The organism is Luteibaculum oceani (assembly GCF_007995015.1).
Classification (GTDB): Bacteria; Bacteroidota; Bacteroidia; order Flavobacteriales_D; family Luteibaculaceae; genus Luteibaculum; species Luteibaculum oceani.
The window spans coordinates 323,357-337,346 of the sequence record NZ_VORB01000002.1; the positions used below are offsets into that span (position 1 = coordinate 323,357).

16 protein-coding genes are annotated in these 13,990 nt (G+C 39.5%); 8 read left to right on the forward strand and 8 right to left on the reverse strand.

The window, feature by feature from the left end:
- Positions 1-3 precede the first annotated feature (3 nt).
- From FRX97_RS03425 to FRX97_RS03450, 6 genes are read right to left on the reverse strand one after another with little or no spacing between them, the layout of a single operon-like run.
- Positions 4-1,476: a sigma 54-interacting transcriptional regulator gene (locus FRX97_RS03425; protein ID WP_147013411.1), complete on the reverse strand. Its 1,473-nt coding sequence runs from the start codon at positions 1,474-1,476 to the stop codon at positions 4-6.
- A complete protein-coding gene (locus tag FRX97_RS03430; protein ID WP_147013413.1) occupies positions 1,477-2,574 on the reverse strand; it encodes a vWA domain-containing protein in 1,098 nt (365 codons plus the stop codon).
- A 35-nt stretch (positions 2,575-2,609) separates the two neighbouring features.
- Entirely contained in the window at positions 2,610-3,440 is an 831-nt protein-coding gene (locus FRX97_RS03435) for an anti-sigma factor (RefSeq protein WP_170227005.1), read from the reverse strand.
- Positions 3,437-3,991: an RNA polymerase sigma factor gene (locus FRX97_RS03440; RefSeq protein ID WP_223266550.1), complete on the reverse strand. Its 555-nt coding sequence runs from the start codon at positions 3,989-3,991 to the stop codon at positions 3,437-3,439. The genes FRX97_RS03435 and FRX97_RS03440 overlap by 4 nt, the downstream gene beginning before the upstream one ends.
- Before the next feature lie 7 nt (positions 3,992-3,998).
- Positions 3,999-4,847, reverse strand: coding sequence for a hydroxymethylglutaryl-CoA lyase (locus FRX97_RS03445; RefSeq protein WP_147013418.1), 849 nt, complete (start codon positions 4,845-4,847; stop codon positions 3,999-4,001).
- Entirely contained in the window at positions 4,847-5,842 is a 996-nt protein-coding gene (locus tag FRX97_RS03450; RefSeq protein WP_147013420.1) for a quinone-dependent dihydroorotate dehydrogenase, read from the reverse strand. Before FRX97_RS03450 ends, FRX97_RS03445 begins: the two co-directional genes overlap by 1 nt.
- Before the next feature lie 115 nt (positions 5,843-5,957).
- Between FRX97_RS03450 and FRX97_RS03455 the strand changes: the two genes are divergently transcribed.
- The 6 genes from FRX97_RS03455 to msrB are packed head-to-tail and all read left to right on the forward strand — an operon-like array spanning position 5,958 to position 10,769.
- Positions 5,958-6,869, forward strand: a complete 912-nt coding sequence (locus FRX97_RS03455; protein WP_147013422.1) for a metal ABC transporter solute-binding protein, Zn/Mn family — start codon at positions 5,958-5,960, stop codon at positions 6,867-6,869.
- Position 6,870: 1 nt separating this feature from the next.
- Complete coding sequence (locus FRX97_RS03460; RefSeq protein WP_147013424.1) at positions 6,871-7,641, forward strand: metal ABC transporter ATP-binding protein; 771 nt, start codon at positions 6,871-6,873, stop codon at positions 7,639-7,641.
- 1 nt (position 7,642) lies between these two features.
- Positions 7,643-8,899: a metal ABC transporter permease gene (locus FRX97_RS03465; protein ID WP_147013426.1), complete on the forward strand. Its 1,257-nt coding sequence runs from the start codon at positions 7,643-7,645 to the stop codon at positions 8,897-8,899.
- Positions 8,892-9,767, forward strand: a complete 876-nt coding sequence (locus FRX97_RS03470; RefSeq protein WP_147013428.1) for a metal ABC transporter permease — start codon at positions 8,892-8,894, stop codon at positions 9,765-9,767. The genes FRX97_RS03465 and FRX97_RS03470 overlap by 8 nt, the downstream gene beginning before the upstream one ends.
- On the forward strand, positions 9,736-10,200 hold the full coding sequence (gene smpB, locus FRX97_RS03475; protein WP_147013430.1) for an SsrA-binding protein SmpB: 465 nt from the start codon (positions 9,736-9,738) through the stop codon (positions 10,198-10,200). The genes FRX97_RS03470 and smpB overlap by 32 nt, the downstream gene beginning before the upstream one ends.
- 50 nt (positions 10,201-10,250) lie before the next feature.
- Positions 10,251-10,769: a peptide-methionine (R)-S-oxide reductase MsrB gene (msrB, locus tag FRX97_RS03480; RefSeq protein WP_147013432.1), complete on the forward strand. Its 519-nt coding sequence runs from the start codon at positions 10,251-10,253 to the stop codon at positions 10,767-10,769.
- Here the strand turns inward: msrB and FRX97_RS03485 are convergent.
- On the reverse strand, positions 10,744-12,351 hold the full coding sequence (locus FRX97_RS03485; RefSeq protein WP_147013434.1) for an NAD(P)H-hydrate dehydratase: 1,608 nt from the start codon (positions 12,349-12,351) through the stop codon (positions 10,744-10,746). The genes msrB and FRX97_RS03485 overlap by 26 nt on opposite strands.
- On the opposite strand from FRX97_RS03485, the gene FRX97_RS03490 reads away from it, so the two are divergent.
- Both FRX97_RS03490 and FRX97_RS03495 read left to right on the forward strand, forming a co-directional pair.
- Entirely contained in the window at positions 12,249-12,899 is a 651-nt protein-coding gene (locus FRX97_RS03490) for an NUDIX hydrolase (protein ID WP_147013436.1), read from the forward strand. The genes FRX97_RS03485 and FRX97_RS03490 overlap by 103 nt on opposite strands.
- Positions 12,900-12,939: 40 nt before the next feature.
- Entirely contained in the window at positions 12,940-13,326 is a 387-nt protein-coding gene (locus FRX97_RS03495; protein ID WP_147013438.1) for an HIT family protein, read from the forward strand.
- Positions 13,327-13,676: 350 nt separating this feature from the next.
- On the opposite strand, the gene FRX97_RS03500 is transcribed toward FRX97_RS03495, so the two are convergent.
- On the reverse strand, positions 13,677-13,990 hold a 314-nt coding region (locus FRX97_RS03500), incomplete at its 5' end, for a T9SS type B sorting domain-containing protein (RefSeq protein WP_147013440.1).

Genomic DNA, 13,990 nt, shown 5'->3' on the forward strand with positions numbered 1-13,990 from the left:
AGGTTAATTCACCTGCCCTTGATCAAGATTAAAATAGCCCGAAAGCATATCACTGAATTTAAACGTACTTGCTCCAATTAATTTGGCATCCAACTGTGAATACTGTGATAAGCCATGGAGTAATAATTCCATCAGCAGTAGCTTTTCGTTTTTATCGCTATCTGCAAATAAATCAGAAACCGCCTCTTTCAATCCAGTTACTGCGTTTAATTTACTTTGATATAACTTTTCGTCATCCTCAAAATTTAACTCCAATGAATTGGAACCAAACCAGTCGATAATACTCTGATATTTAGACTCCTGGCCTTTCTTCTTTTCTAATCCTGGAAAATACTTCGGTGCAATGGTTCTGATGGCCGCCGCTATTAGTTGAATGGAAACTCCCTGAGCCCCCTCCTGTTCTCCCTCATATACTAATTCCACCTTTCCATTTATGGCTGATGTTATTAGAAAAAGGTCCGATACTCTAACCAGTCCTGTTTTAGATTTATTGGATATTAACCTTCTGTATGCATTAAACACCGAGGTTTCATAAGCGGAGATGGTTAATCGTGCAGATACTCCACTTTTCGTGTCAATAAATTCACTTTGCCTAGCTTCAACAGCTATTTGTTCTACGAGATCTGCGATAAGGTTTCCTACATATATTTTCTGGCCAACTTCTTTTGGGATTTTTGCTTCCTGTTGGGTAATTCGTTTGCCAATTTCAATATCGTTTGGATAATGTGTTAAAATTTGGCTTTGAATTCTGTCCTTTAAAGGTGTTATAATGCTCCCTCGATTAGTGTAGTCTTCTGGATTGGCGGTAAAAATAAAAAAGGCATCAACAGGTATCCGAAGGGAAAAACCTCTGATTTGAACATCGCTCTCCTGAAGGACATTAAATAACGCTACCTGAATTCTAGCCTGTAAATCTGGCAATTCATTAATTACAAAAATACATCTGTTCGATTGGGGAACCAGTCCGTAGTGAATGGCCTCCTCATCTGCAAAAGATAATTTAAGATTGGCCGCTTTTATGGGGTCGATATCCCCTATTAGGTCGCCAATAGTAACGTCAGGAGTTGCTAGCTTCTCTACATATCGCTTTTCAGCTTCCAACCACTGTATTTCCAGCTTATCACCTTTTTCCTGTATTTGATTTTGAGCCCACTGAGTAACTGGGTTAAGCGGATCTTCATTTAATGGAGACCCTTTAATTACAGGGATATATGGATCTAAAAATTGTGTAAGTGATCTTGCAATTTTGGTTTTAGCTTGTCCTCTAAGACCTAACAAGTTAATGGTATGTCCAGCCAATAAAGCGTTTTCGATTTGTGGTAGTACGCTATCCTCGTAACCATGAATTCCTTCAAACTTTGGTTTTCCGTCCTGATAACAAGCGATTAGGTTAGCCCTTATTTCGTCTCTTATGGATTTGTATTGATATCCAGCTTTTTTAAGCTCGCCTAGCGTCTTTATTTTATTGATATCCATTTAAAAGCGTGTATTTTTCTTTCGGTTATTTTCGTAATCTTTAAAAACCATATCCGCAAGACCATTTAACCCTGAGAAGAAAGCCTTTCCCTTATTGGCTTCTGTAAATTCTTCTACAAATGACTGTAGATATGGGTCATTGGCAATCATGAAGGTGGTAATAGGAATCTTTAGTTTACGACATTGAATAGCTAGGTTTAGGCATTTAGAAATAATTTTAGGATCGTGCCCCATGCTATTTTTATAGTATTGGTCTCCTTCCTTTAAACAGGTTGGTTTCCCATCGGTAATCATGAATATTTGTTTGTTGGACTCCTTCTTTCGTCGCAACAAATCCATAGCTAATTCTAGCCCTGCTACTGTGTTGGTGTGATATGGGCCTACTTGTAAATAGGGTAAATCCTTTAAGGAGACTTTCCAGGCATCATTCCCAAAAACTACAAACTCTACATGGTCTTTGGGGTAACGTCTGTTAATGTATTCCGCGAGAGCCAAAGCAACTTTTTTAGCAGGTGTAATTCTGTCTTCTCCATACAAAATCATGCTGTGGGAGATGTCTATCATCACCACGGTAGACATTTGTGCTTTAAATGCCGTTTGACGAACCTCCAGGTCCTCCTCGGTTAAATTAAAATCGCCTTGATTGTAATTTCTAGTGAGCGCATTTTTAAAAGAACTGGAATAATCAATAAGTTGGGGGGCGTCTCCAAATTGGTAAGGCCTAGTTTCAGGTAAGGCTTCGTCGCCTTTACCAAGCTGCTTGGAGTTGTGATCTCCTACCCCTGCCCTTTTTATCTTACCAAAAACATCTTCCAATGCCTTGCTACGTATGGCCTTTTCTGTTTTTGGAGTTGGCGAATTTCCTTGGCCAGTAGTCTGAATTATATTCTCCTTAAAAAGGTCTTTTTTGAAATCTTCAAAGGTGTAATCATCAGAAAAAAGCCCGTGTTCTTCGTCGAGCATTGTCATCCAATCCAAGGCTTCATCAACATCTCCACTCGCATGAAGCAGCAATTCGAGAAACAAATCTTTAAGTTTCTCGAATTGAGTTCTATTGTCTTTGGGTGCTTGATATTCGGAAAAGGAAATTCCAATCATACCCAATAAACGTATGGAATATTAGATTGTTTGAGTTAGGTTTTAAGATTTCCTAACACTTTGAGTTGTTCTAGTGTTGGCTCTGGTCTTCCTCCAAATGGTTCTACAGTAATCGCGAACGCATCAGGAACCATAGTAGATGTTTTTAATTCTGTTAATTCTGGTTTACCAACCATTTCATTAGGGATTACCCCCATGTCCATTGGTTTACCATCAATTAGGCACCACAGTTGGTAGGATTTATCCTCAGGAATTTGTGGCAACTCTGCTACGTTAATTAAAGTAGTTCCAGACTTTTCATCCCAGAAAACTACAGCGCTTTGCTTTTCTTGTGCTGGACTTTCAAGATGAATGGTATGGATTTTACCTTTTGTAAAAACGTTATTTATTTCTGCCATTTGGTTTAGCGAAGTCTTGGAAGCCTGGGCTTCTTGAGCCAGCACCAAATTCGCGGTTCTAAGCTGCGCGATTTGCTTTTTCGCGGTTTCCCATCCGTTAAAAAGCAACAGATTCCCTCCTATGGAGAATACCAATGCTATGGCAGCAGCTCTAAACCAAACCTTCCATTTATTTTCCTTTGGCCTTGCAGTATTTAGGTCGATAACTGGAGTTTCTTTAGTCTGTTTTTTTTCCTTTTCTGGAGTTGCTTCAGCTATTTGGGAAAGGATTCTATTCTTTAAATCGGCAGAAGGTGCTTTAGCCTGGCTTTGCGCCACAGCAAACAAGGAATCTTGAATTTCATCATATTCCTTTTGCACATCGGGGTCGGACAAAAGTTTCTCTACCAAAGCTTTTTCTTCGGTAGTACAAGCGTCCAAGGCGTATAGTTCCAAAAGACCAGATGCTATGAGTTCTTGCTTATTCAATTTTTTTCTACAATTTGTTTTCGAAGCTCTAGAATTGCTTTGCGCAATCTTGTTTTTACCGTTCCAAGGGGCATTTCTAACTCTTCAGCTATTTCAGCTTGCGTATAGCCTTGAAAGTACATCAGGTCTATAAGCTGTAAAAGCTCCTTGGGTAGTTTTTTTAAGATGGCCTCAATTCCAATATGATCAATTTCGAGGGTTTCTGTTAAGCTATTGTCACTTGGATTTACGAAGTTTTCTAGGAAATCGGTTTTCCTATTTTTTTTATGTCCTTTACTTCTTAGCTGGTCGATAGCTTTATTCCGAGCTAAATTGAGCATCCACGTGTAAATTCTACCTTTAGAAGGATCGTAATAGCTTATTTTATCCCAAATTTTAACAAATACCTCTTGGGTTAAATCCTCTGCTAACTCCACATCATTCACAATACGGTAGATAACCCCATTAATGGTTGCGCTGTAATTATCGTATAAGTAGTTAAAAAAGGTAACATCCTTTTTCAACAAACCTTCTACCAGCTGTTCTTCAGAATATTTGAGTTTAGTGCTCAAGAGGTGGTTAAAATATTTCGTTGGTCATTAATGCTGCTTCGTGCAAAGCATCTTTGTTTAGCCCCAAATCTAAATTTAAATCATCAAAATACGAAAGCATCTTTTCAGTATCCATGTTTCCTGTTAAATCATCCTTGGCCATAGGGCAACCTCCATACCCTTTTAAAGCGCCATCAAATTTTCTACAACCCGCTTCGTATGCCCAAGCAACCTTTTTAACTACATCGTCTGGGGTGGCGTGTAAATGTGCTCCAATTTCAACGGTCGGAAGTTCTGTGATCATAGTTGTAAATAGCCCTTTAATGGAAGCTTCATCAGCAGAACCGATGGTATCTGAAGGCGCTAGGTAAGCAATTTCCATTTTATCCTTCAGTTTAAAGGCCCAATCCGTTACAATGTCTGGATGCCATTTATCACCATAGGGATTGCCAAAAGCCATGCTTAAATAAACCACCAACTTCTTTTGATGCTTATCACAAATTGTCTTTATAGCTTCTAGTCTAATTAAGCTCTCTTCAATGCCTGCATTTGTATTCCTCTTTTGGAACGTTTCAGAAACCGAGAAAGGATACCCAATAAAGCTTATTTCTTCGTGCTGAACGGCGTCGTTACAGCCTCTTTCGTTGGCAACTATGGCTAGAAGTTTGGTTTTATCGTTTAGTTTTAATCCCTCTAAAACCTTAGCAGTATCAGCTAACTGAGGGATAGCTTTGGGAGAGACAAAACTCCCGAAATCTAAAACGGGAAAACCCACGTCAAGCAGTTTGTTTAAGTAAGCAATCTTCTTTTCGGTTGGAATAAACTCTGAGATTCCTTGCATGGCATCTCTCGGGCATTCAGTAACGATAATATCCATTATAATGTGCTTGTTTCTTTCAATAAATTGGGTCCAGCATATATAAATCCAGAATATACCTGAATCATATCTGCACCCGCTTCGAATTTCGATTGTGCTGAAGTTTTGTCGCATATCCCACCAACACCAACTATGGGTGTATGGGGTAACTTATTTCTAAACTGCTTAAGAACTCGATTGGATTTTTCTAAAACCGGTGCTCCACTCAATCCTCCTGCTCCTATATTTTCTACATCTGTAGGGGGAGTTTTTAAACCGCTACGGTCTATTGTTGTGTTACTCACTATTAAGCCGTCTACACAGCCCTCAGCAACTATCTCAGCGATATCATCTATCTGTCCATCAGTAATGTCCGGCGCAATCTTCAACAAATGCGGCTTGTGTTCGTTGTACTGTTCTCTCTGAGTTTTGAGCGCATTTAAAATATTCTTAAGAGGCTCTTTATCCTGAAGCTCCCGAAGGCCAGGTGTATTGGGTGAACTCACGTTGATAGTGAAATAATCTACATATGGATACAGTTCTTTGTGGCAGATTAAATAATCGTCAACTGCATTTTCGTTTGGCGTTACCTTGTTTTTACCAATGTTTCCTCCGATGATCAAGTTTTTTGGCCGATTTTTTAAATTTTCGACTGCATGTTTAACTCCTTTATTATTAAAACCCATGCGGTTGATTAACGCCTTATCTTCAGGTAAGCGAAAGAGTCGAGGTTTAGGGTTCCCGTCCTGTGGTTTTGGGGTTACGGTACCAATCTCTACATGTCCAAACCCTAATAATGCTAATTCGTGAATAAAATCAGCGTTTTTATCCAAACCTGCTGCAATTCCCACTCTATTTCTGAATTTCAAACCGATAAACTCGGTTCGATTTTCTTTCCCCACTTTCAATAAGAATCCCAAGCCCAGTTTTCTTACTATTCGCAATAAATCAAAGGTTATGTAATGGGCTTTTTCAGGTTGAAATCTAAATATGAAAGACTTGAATAATGGGTACATCCGCAATTTTTTGACAAAAGAAGCGATTTTGCTTCACTTAAAGAAGTTAGACGTGTCTAACATTTTGTTTTAGAGCACCATTAATTTTGATATTTTCGCCAATATTTCTGCATTTATGACCAGGAAGATTACCATCCTTTCGCTATTATTTTGTGCCATTCAAATTTCTTGTAATAACCAGAAACAAGAAGACTACACCACTATTGTTTGTACGACAAATATTATAGGGGATTTGCTGCAACAAATTTGCCCCGATAACTACAAGGTGGTTTGTATGATGGGCCCCGGAGTTGATCCACATATTTATAAACCAAAACCCTCGGATATCAGAGATTTACAAGACGCAGATGTGATTGTAAAAAACGGACTGCACCTTGAAGGGAAAATGAGTGAGATTTTGGAAAATTTGGGGGCAGAAAAAATGATTATTTCTGTAGCCGAAGGTATTTCAGACTCTTCTTACATAACGACCTCTGAATTTCAGGATGGCGTAGATCCACATTTATGGTTCGATCCCTGCATTTGGTGGCAAGGAATTGAGTATACAGCAAATAAATTAAAGGAGTATTTCCCTGAAGACGCACAGAAATTTGATGATAAGCTAAATACCTACAAAAAGTTATTCTTCACCTCCATAAGTGCTACCGAGGATATTATTTTTTCAATTCCCCCAGAGCAAAGGGTTCTGGTTACTGCGCATGATGCGTTTAGTTATTTCGCAAAGCGTTACGAGTTCGAGCTCCTAACTATTCAGGGATTATCAACTCAGGTAGATTTTAGCATAAAAACAATAGAGGAATTGAGTAATTCTATAGTAGAGAAAAAGGTTCCTTGCGCATTTGTAGAAAGCTCAGTACCCAAAAAATCGATCAATACGCTAATTTCTGTTTGTAGGCAGAAGGGCCATAATTTGAGATTAGGAGGCACATTATACAGCGATGCTTTGGGCGCACCTCAAAGTAGTTCGGAAACCTACTTGGGCATGTTTAGAAACAATGCTAAACAAATTGCTAACTGTTTAAATTAGGATGGAAACAGCATTAGAAGCACATAATTTAACGGTTAGTTACACGCGTTTACCGGTCTTGTGGAATGTAGATTTCACTATTCCCTCTGGAACCATGTGTGGAATTTTAGGGCCAAATGGATCGGGTAAAACCACCCTTCTTAAGAGCATAATGGATTTGCTTCCCCCCGATCTAGGTTATGTAAAAGTTTTTGAGAAATCTATTGATAGTGTTAGAGGCCGAGTAAGTTATGTTCCGCAACGAGAGAGTGTAGATTGGAATTTCCCTGCTACTGTGTACGATGTGGTTAAATCTGGGCGCTATGGCGCAAAAAAGCTATTTAAACGCCTTTCAAAGGAGGATTATTTGATAATCGATGAAGCGCTGGAGCGGGTTAAAATGACTGAATTTTCCAATCGCCAAATTGGTCAGCTTTCTGGCGGACAACAGCAAAGGGTGTTCTTGGCAAGAGCCTTGTGCCGTAAGGCCGATTTATTTCTTTTAGATGAACCATTTACGGGAGTAGATGCGCTTTCTGAAGAAACTTTAATTGGAGTGTTGCAATCGTTAATAAAGGAAGGTAAAACCGTGGTAATGGTGCATCACGATATTGGGTCTGCTGTAAAGTATTTCGACTATGCCGTTCTTTTAAATACACGATTAATTGCAGCAGGTAAAGCTGAGGACGTCTTAACGGAAGAAAATCTCGCAAAAGCCTATGGTGCCAAGCTGAGTATTTTGGATGCCGTAAGACAGGAAATGAAAAACAAAGGATATTCTATTCACAACTAGTATGTCTTTCTATGTAATCAGCATATTGGTTAGTTGTGGCTTAATTGGCATCGTTAGTGGAGCCATAGGGACTTATGCCGTTTTGCAAAAAAAGTCATTGCTTGCCGACTCTATCTCTCACAGCTTGCTTCCAGGTATTATGCTGGGATTTCTTATTACCAAGGAGAAAGACCCCGTATTAATCTCTTTGGGAGCAACAATTAGCGGACTTATTTCTGCTTACCTCACCGATTGGCTTGTAGCAAAAACAAAACTCAACCAAGATGCAGCAATAGGTATTAACTTGTCTTTGTTTTTTGGATTGGGCGTTGTTTTACTTACCTATATCCAATCTGGAAATTATGGAGGACAAAGCGGTCTTACCCAATTGTTGCTTGGAAATGCCGCCAGCATGCAGCAGAGTGATATCTTCTTTTTTTCAGCCTTGGGATTATTTTTAGCCCTTTCCCTCCTTTTTCTTGGAAAGGAACTCAATTTAATTTGTTTCAATAAAGACTTTGCTAAGAGCATAGGTTTGCCCGTTGCTAGGTTAGAGTTTTTACTGCGCCTACTTTTAGTTTTAACCATTGTCGCGGGAATACAAGCTGTAGGAGTGGTACTTATGGCTTCCTGCTTAATTGCTCCTGTTATTGCAGCTAAGTACTGGAGTATATCATTAAGAAGGATACAGATTATTTCTACTATAATCGGTTGTTTGTCAGGCGTTTTAGGGGCTTTATTTTCGTATTATTTTAACCATGTTCCTACCGGGCCTCTTATTGTATTAATTCTAACTTTTGTTGCTTTTTTCTCCATGTTTTTTGGAATTGAAAAAGGACTTTTGCGACGATTTTTCAAAGAAAGATCCAACCGATTTAAAATCCAGGCCGATCATATACTAAAGGAATTATTCTACCTAAATGAACAGGGAAATGAAACCGGAACTTATCATATCAGGGAACTAAAAGTTTTTTCAGAATCCGGAAAAAGCAGATCGAATAGGATATTAAAAAGATTGGCTCGCAAGGGATTTCTAATAACCAGTGGCACGGACATTACAATAACCGAAAAGGGAAAATCGGAAGCAAATAAAATAGTGCGTCTTCACCGCTTATGGGAGTTGTATTTATTGAAACGCCTAGAGATACCTGCAGATCACGTCCATGACAATGCCGAACAAATAGAACATATTTTAAGTCCAGAATTAGAAGCTGCCCTATTAAAGGAGCTAGATTATCCAGTTCGAGATCCACATAACAGCCCCATCCCCAATGAATAGTGACTTATTAATCATATTAGCTGGATCTTTGGTAGCCTTGAATGGCGCATGGATTGGTTGCTATCTTTTATTACAGAAAAACGCCCTTTTGGGAGATGCAATTTCCCATGCTGTTTTACCGGGAATCGTTATTGCGTTTTTAATTTCTGGAAGTAAAGCTTCCATCTATTTGTTACTGGGAGCAGCTATTTCTGGTATAATTCTCAGTCAACTTATTTATTGGTTGCAAGAGAAGGTTAAAATGCAAAAAGATGCCGCGCTGGGCTTGAGTTATACAGCTTTTTTCGCCTTCGGGCTACTTCTACTAAGCGTTTATTTAAACGATGTGGACCTTGATGCAGAATGCGCCTTATTTGGCGAAATCGCCTTTGTACCCATTGATGTTAGCGAATCAATTTTTGGTTCAATTCCAAGGGCATTTTTACTCCAGGTCCCCACCTTTATTCTAACCACTCTTCTTGTTGGATTTGGTAAAAAGGGATTATTTCTATCCACCTTTAATCCCGAGTTTTCTATGTCTATTGGGGTGCCCGTAAAGCGATGGCAAGGCATTTTATTGGCTCTAACTTCGTTGTACACGGTTATGTCTTTTGAATTGGTGGGAGCAATTATGGTAGTTGGATTTATGATTATCCCCGCATCCACAGCCTACTTGTTTGTAAAAAATTTAAAATCCATGATCCTTTGGTCCTCCGTTTTTGGGGTTTCTGCTGTGATTTTAGGTTATTTGGTGGCAATTAGACTAAATGTCTCGATAGCAGGTTCTATGGTTACCTTTTCGGGACTTATTTTATTTGCAACCGTAATTATTACCAGACTTAAGCAACGACAAAGAAATGGCAGAAAAGAAGTTACAAGCTTCGGTTAACATTAAGAATAAGAAGGCCCGTTTCGAATTCAACATAATTGACACCTACGTTTGTGGGATTGTATTAAAGGGAACTGAGATAAAATCTATACGCCTTAACAAAGCCAGCATTACCGAGGGGTACTGTGGATTTGAAAAGGATGAGTTATTTCTTAGAAATGCCCATATCGCAGAATATGAGAAAGCTTCCTTTAAAACTCATGAACCAACTCGACCTCGTAAGCTTCTTTTAAACCGTAACGAATTAGATAAAATTCATAAACAGGTAAAGGTTAAGGGTATTACTATAGTGCCTTTACGGATGTTTATAAATGACAAAGGGTTAGCCAAACTTGAGATAGGTATTGCGGAGGGTAAAAAATTACACGATAAGAGACAAGACCTAAAAGAAAAAGATGCCAAGCGCGAAATGGATCGGGCTATGAAACGTTAACAAGATTTTAAAAACCGACTTTCCACCACTTCGTTTATGAAGAAAAAAAGATGCGGTTAACGATTTTTCTTTGTCTCTCCTTATTACTTAATTCCTGTGCTCAATCTCAGGAGTCTAAATTCATAAGCCCCCTACCCGACAGTTTAACGGTAGTTAAAACCGATTCTGAATGGAAGAAGGAATTAAGTCCTGAAGCCTTTTACGTTTTGCGAGAAAAAGGAACTGAGAGAGCATTCACAGGTAATTATCACAACAGCAAGGAAAAGGGAATTTATTTGTGCAATGCATGTAAGAACCCGCTATTCGCGTCTAAAACCAAGTTTAATTCTGGAACGGGTTGGCCAAGCTTTTATGAGCCGATTAAAGAGGAGTTTGTAGGCGAATTAGAGGATAATTCCTATGGAATGATGCGAACTGAGGTAGTGTGTAATTTTTGCGGTGGCCATCTTGGACATGTTTTTAACGACGGGCCAGCTCCAACAGGATTACGTTATTGTATCAACTCGGTTTCCCTGGATTTCACCACACAACCATCAAAACGTGTTAAGTCTTTAATAGCGTCGGAATAAGGTTTATTAGGTCTAATGGTGAAAGACTGCCATCGGAGCCTGATTTTACCCATTCATCCGCAGCTTTACCATGAATATAAACACCTAAAGCTGCGGCGCTTATATTTTTGGGGACAAAACAGAGAAGCCCTCCAATAATCCCGGCTAACACATCGCCTGTCCCCCCTTTTGCCAATGAGGCATTTCCAGAAGTGTTTACCAATAAACACCCCAAATTATCGGTAATCTGAGTGTATGGCCCCTTTGACACCAGGATTACCCCGTGAAATTTTGAAAATGCTTTCTGTTTATTCAATAAGTCCTCATATCCATGGGTTGGACCAATTAATCTTTCCAATTCTCGCTTATGCGGAGTTATTATAGATTTCCTTGGTAGTTTCGGTGGCTCCTCCAAGCTTGAATATATGTTTATAGCATCCGCATCTACCACAATGTTTTCTGGGGCATTTTCTAAAGTCGTGATAAGTAATTCCTTAGCTTTTTGGCTTTTACCTAGCCCCGGTCCAATTACGATCGATCTTGCTTTTTGAATGGTTTCAAGAGTTAATTCCTCGAAAGAAATAAACATTGCTTCGGGTAATGCAGCCTGTATTATTTGGCGGTTATCCTCGTCAGCACATATCATAAGTAAACCACATCCACTTCTCCAGGCCGCTTTTCCTGCCATAATCACCGCGCCGGCCATTCCTTTTGCTCCCCCGATAATTAAACAGCTTCCAAAATCCCTTTTTTCGCTATTCACATTCCTTTTAGAAAGCATGTTTTTTAAGTAGGAATCGGTAATTAGACGGCCTTCGATATGGCTTGGTTTAAAATCCTTGCTCAATCCAATATCTACCATAGAAATTTCTCCGGTGTATAAGAGGTTTTCTCTGTTCAAAAAGCAGCGTTTAAAACACTGTAGGGTAAAGGTTTTATCTGCTTTGAAAACTACGCCTGGTTGGCGGTATTCATCCGCAAGCATTCCCGAAGGAAGATCTACCGCTATTTTATAATTAGGCAAATCATTAATTTCTTGGATAAAGGCAAGTAACTCACCTTCCAACGGCCGGTTTAAACCGGTTCCAAAAATGCAGTCTACTATAATTGTTTTGGGATTTAATTTTGCGGGAGACCATTCATTTCTCTGGCTAATGGGCGCCCCAATTTCCAATAGTTTTTGATAGTTCGAATTGCACTCATTGCTACCCCTCTTTGGGTCCAAAACTGAGATTACATCCACCCTGCATCCCACTTTAAAAAGCATTCGTGCAAGTGCGTAGCCATCTCCCCCATTATTTCCCGAACCACAAAGAATAACAAGGTTTTTATTTCTGTAATTTTCATGGATGATTTGTGAAAGTGATAAAGCCGCGTTCTCCATTAAATAAAGAGAGCTCTGCCATTTGGATTTTATACTGTGGGAATCCCAATTTTTTATGTTGTGAGCGTCTAAAATCATATTAGAAAAATAACAATTCCTCCTTATTTTCACAGCGGATGAAAGAATTACAGGAACTAAAATCATTTCTACTTTCTCAAATACAATCGGGACTTCCGGGGGAAAAAGCTCATATGGAGATGGCTTCATACAAGCGTCCATCGGCTGATGCCGTTAAGAGGAAAAGGTTGGGTGCACGAGCTTCCGCTGTAATGGTAGGGATGTATTACAAATCTGGTTTGTTGCATTGCAGTTTAATTCAACGTCCCGATTATGATGGAACGCACAGTGGTCAGGTGGCTTTTCCAGGTGGAAAAAAAGAACAGGAAGACCCTGATTTGGAGTTTACAGCTTTACGCGAAACAGAGGAAGAGGTTGGAATTGAACCCAGTAAAATAGAGGTTATTGGGCGTATGAGTGATTTATATATTCCTCCAAGCAATTTTTTAGTAACCCCTGTAATGGGTGTTTTAAATGCGGCTCCAAGTTTTAAGATAGACGAGCAGGAAGTTGCTGAGGCATTTCATTTTCCTTTGCGCTTGTTGTACGATGAGGATAGTTTTGTTACGGAACGAATTTATTTGCCTTACTACAAGGCCTATATTAACGCTCCGAGCATAAACTTCCAAGGAAAAATTATTTGGGGTGCAACAGCAATGATGTTGTCAGAATTAAAGAGCATCCTAAACACAGATTTTTTGGAAATCTAGCATCTACTTCTATTTTTAAGCAAAATCAAATACTACCTATATGGCAACTATCTTTTCTAAAATCATAAATGGCGAACTGCCAGCACATAAAATAGCCGAAAACGAAGAATTCCTGGCCTTTTTAGACATTCAACCCTTAGCAAAGGGCCATACTTTGGTTATCCCAAAGGTGGAAGTGGATTACATTTTCGATGTAGAAGATGATTTATTAGGAAGGATGATGGTTTTTGCAAAGCAAGTAGCAAAAAAGGTGGAGGCTAAAGTAAATTGTCGCCGTATTGGGGTGGCCGTTATTGGCTTAGAAGTTCCACATGCTCATATTCATTTGATTCCTATAAACTCTGTAGCGGACATCGATTTCTCTAGACCTAAGTTGGAATTTACCAAACAAGAACTGGCGGAAATTGCGATAGAGATTAATGGCTGATTAGGTATTGGCTAATTGGCTAATTGGCGGGCGCTCTCCTAGCCTCGAATATGGCAAACGTGATCCCTCCTAACGTCGGGATGACTACTCCGAGATACCTCATTCTCATTCTGCTTCGCATTCTGAAATGGGATGAATGGATGAACTGCTGAAAGAGATGAAAAAGATGAATGGATAAATTGATGAAGGGTTTTTCCCTGAATTCGAATATGGCACACGGGATCCCTCTTTCCGCTTCGCTGCAATCGGGATGACCGCCTTGATTACAACGAAAAAACCAGGGCATCGGGCGTGCTAATTAGCCAATAAGCCAATTCGCCAATAAGCAAAAAAGGGCTTTCGCCCTTTTTTTATCTAATCAACCTAAACTCCCCGTGTAAGATTTCTCTTATGCGCTTATCAAACATCTTGGCTCTTACCACAAAGTAATAGGTATCTACCGCAGCAGGTTCTCCGTTAACGGTTCCATCCCAGGCAGGATTATCGGGTGTTCCGGTAAATACCAACTCCCCGTAGCGGTTGTAAACTCTAAACTCTTCGTAGGACTCCACTCCCCATCCTTGCGGATAAATCTCATCGTTAATGCCATCTCCATTGGGTGAAAAAGCATCGGGAACATCCAGGGAGTATTTGGTAGCATCTACACGAAGGATGTAGTCTGTCG

Bases quoted from the DNA above. Each gene is read 5' to 3' on its own strand.
- FRX97_RS03455 (WP_147013422.1), top strand. From the start codon at position 5,958: ATGACCAGGAAGATTACCATCCTTTCGCTATTATTTTGTGCCATTCAA.
- smpB (WP_147013430.1), top strand. From the start codon at position 9,736: ATGGCAGAAAAGAAGTTACAAGCTTCGGTTAACATTAAGAATAAGAAG.
- FRX97_RS03470 (WP_147013428.1), top strand. From the start codon at position 8,892: ATGAATAGTGACTTATTAATCATATTAGCTGGATCTTTGGTAGCCTTG.
- FRX97_RS03485 (WP_147013434.1), bottom strand. From the start codon at position 12,351: ATGGACGCTTGTATGAAGCCATCTCCATATGAGCTTTTTCCCCCGGAA.
- FRX97_RS03430 (WP_147013413.1), bottom strand. From the start codon at position 2,574: ATGATTGGAATTTCCTTTTCCGAATATCAAGCACCCAAAGACAATAGA.
- msrB (WP_147013432.1), top strand. From the start codon at position 10,251: ATGCGGTTAACGATTTTTCTTTGTCTCTCCTTATTACTTAATTCCTGT.
- FRX97_RS03495 (WP_147013438.1), top strand. From the start codon at position 12,940: ATGGCAACTATCTTTTCTAAAATCATAAATGGCGAACTGCCAGCACAT.
- FRX97_RS03460 (WP_147013424.1), top strand. From the start codon at position 6,871: ATGGAAACAGCATTAGAAGCACATAATTTAACGGTTAGTTACACGCGT.
- FRX97_RS03490 (WP_147013436.1), top strand. From the start codon at position 12,249: ATGAAAGAATTACAGGAACTAAAATCATTTCTACTTTCTCAAATACAA.
- FRX97_RS03425 (WP_147013411.1), bottom strand. From the start codon at position 1,476: ATGGATATCAATAAAATAAAGACGCTAGGCGAGCTTAAAAAAGCTGGA.
- FRX97_RS03465 (WP_147013426.1), top strand. From the start codon at position 7,643: ATGTCTTTCTATGTAATCAGCATATTGGTTAGTTGTGGCTTAATTGGC.
- FRX97_RS03445 (WP_147013418.1), bottom strand. From the start codon at position 4,847: ATGGATATTATCGTTACTGAATGCCCGAGAGATGCCATGCAAGGAATC.
- FRX97_RS03450 (WP_147013420.1), bottom strand. From the start codon at position 5,842: ATGTACCCATTATTCAAGTCTTTCATATTTAGATTTCAACCTGAAAAA.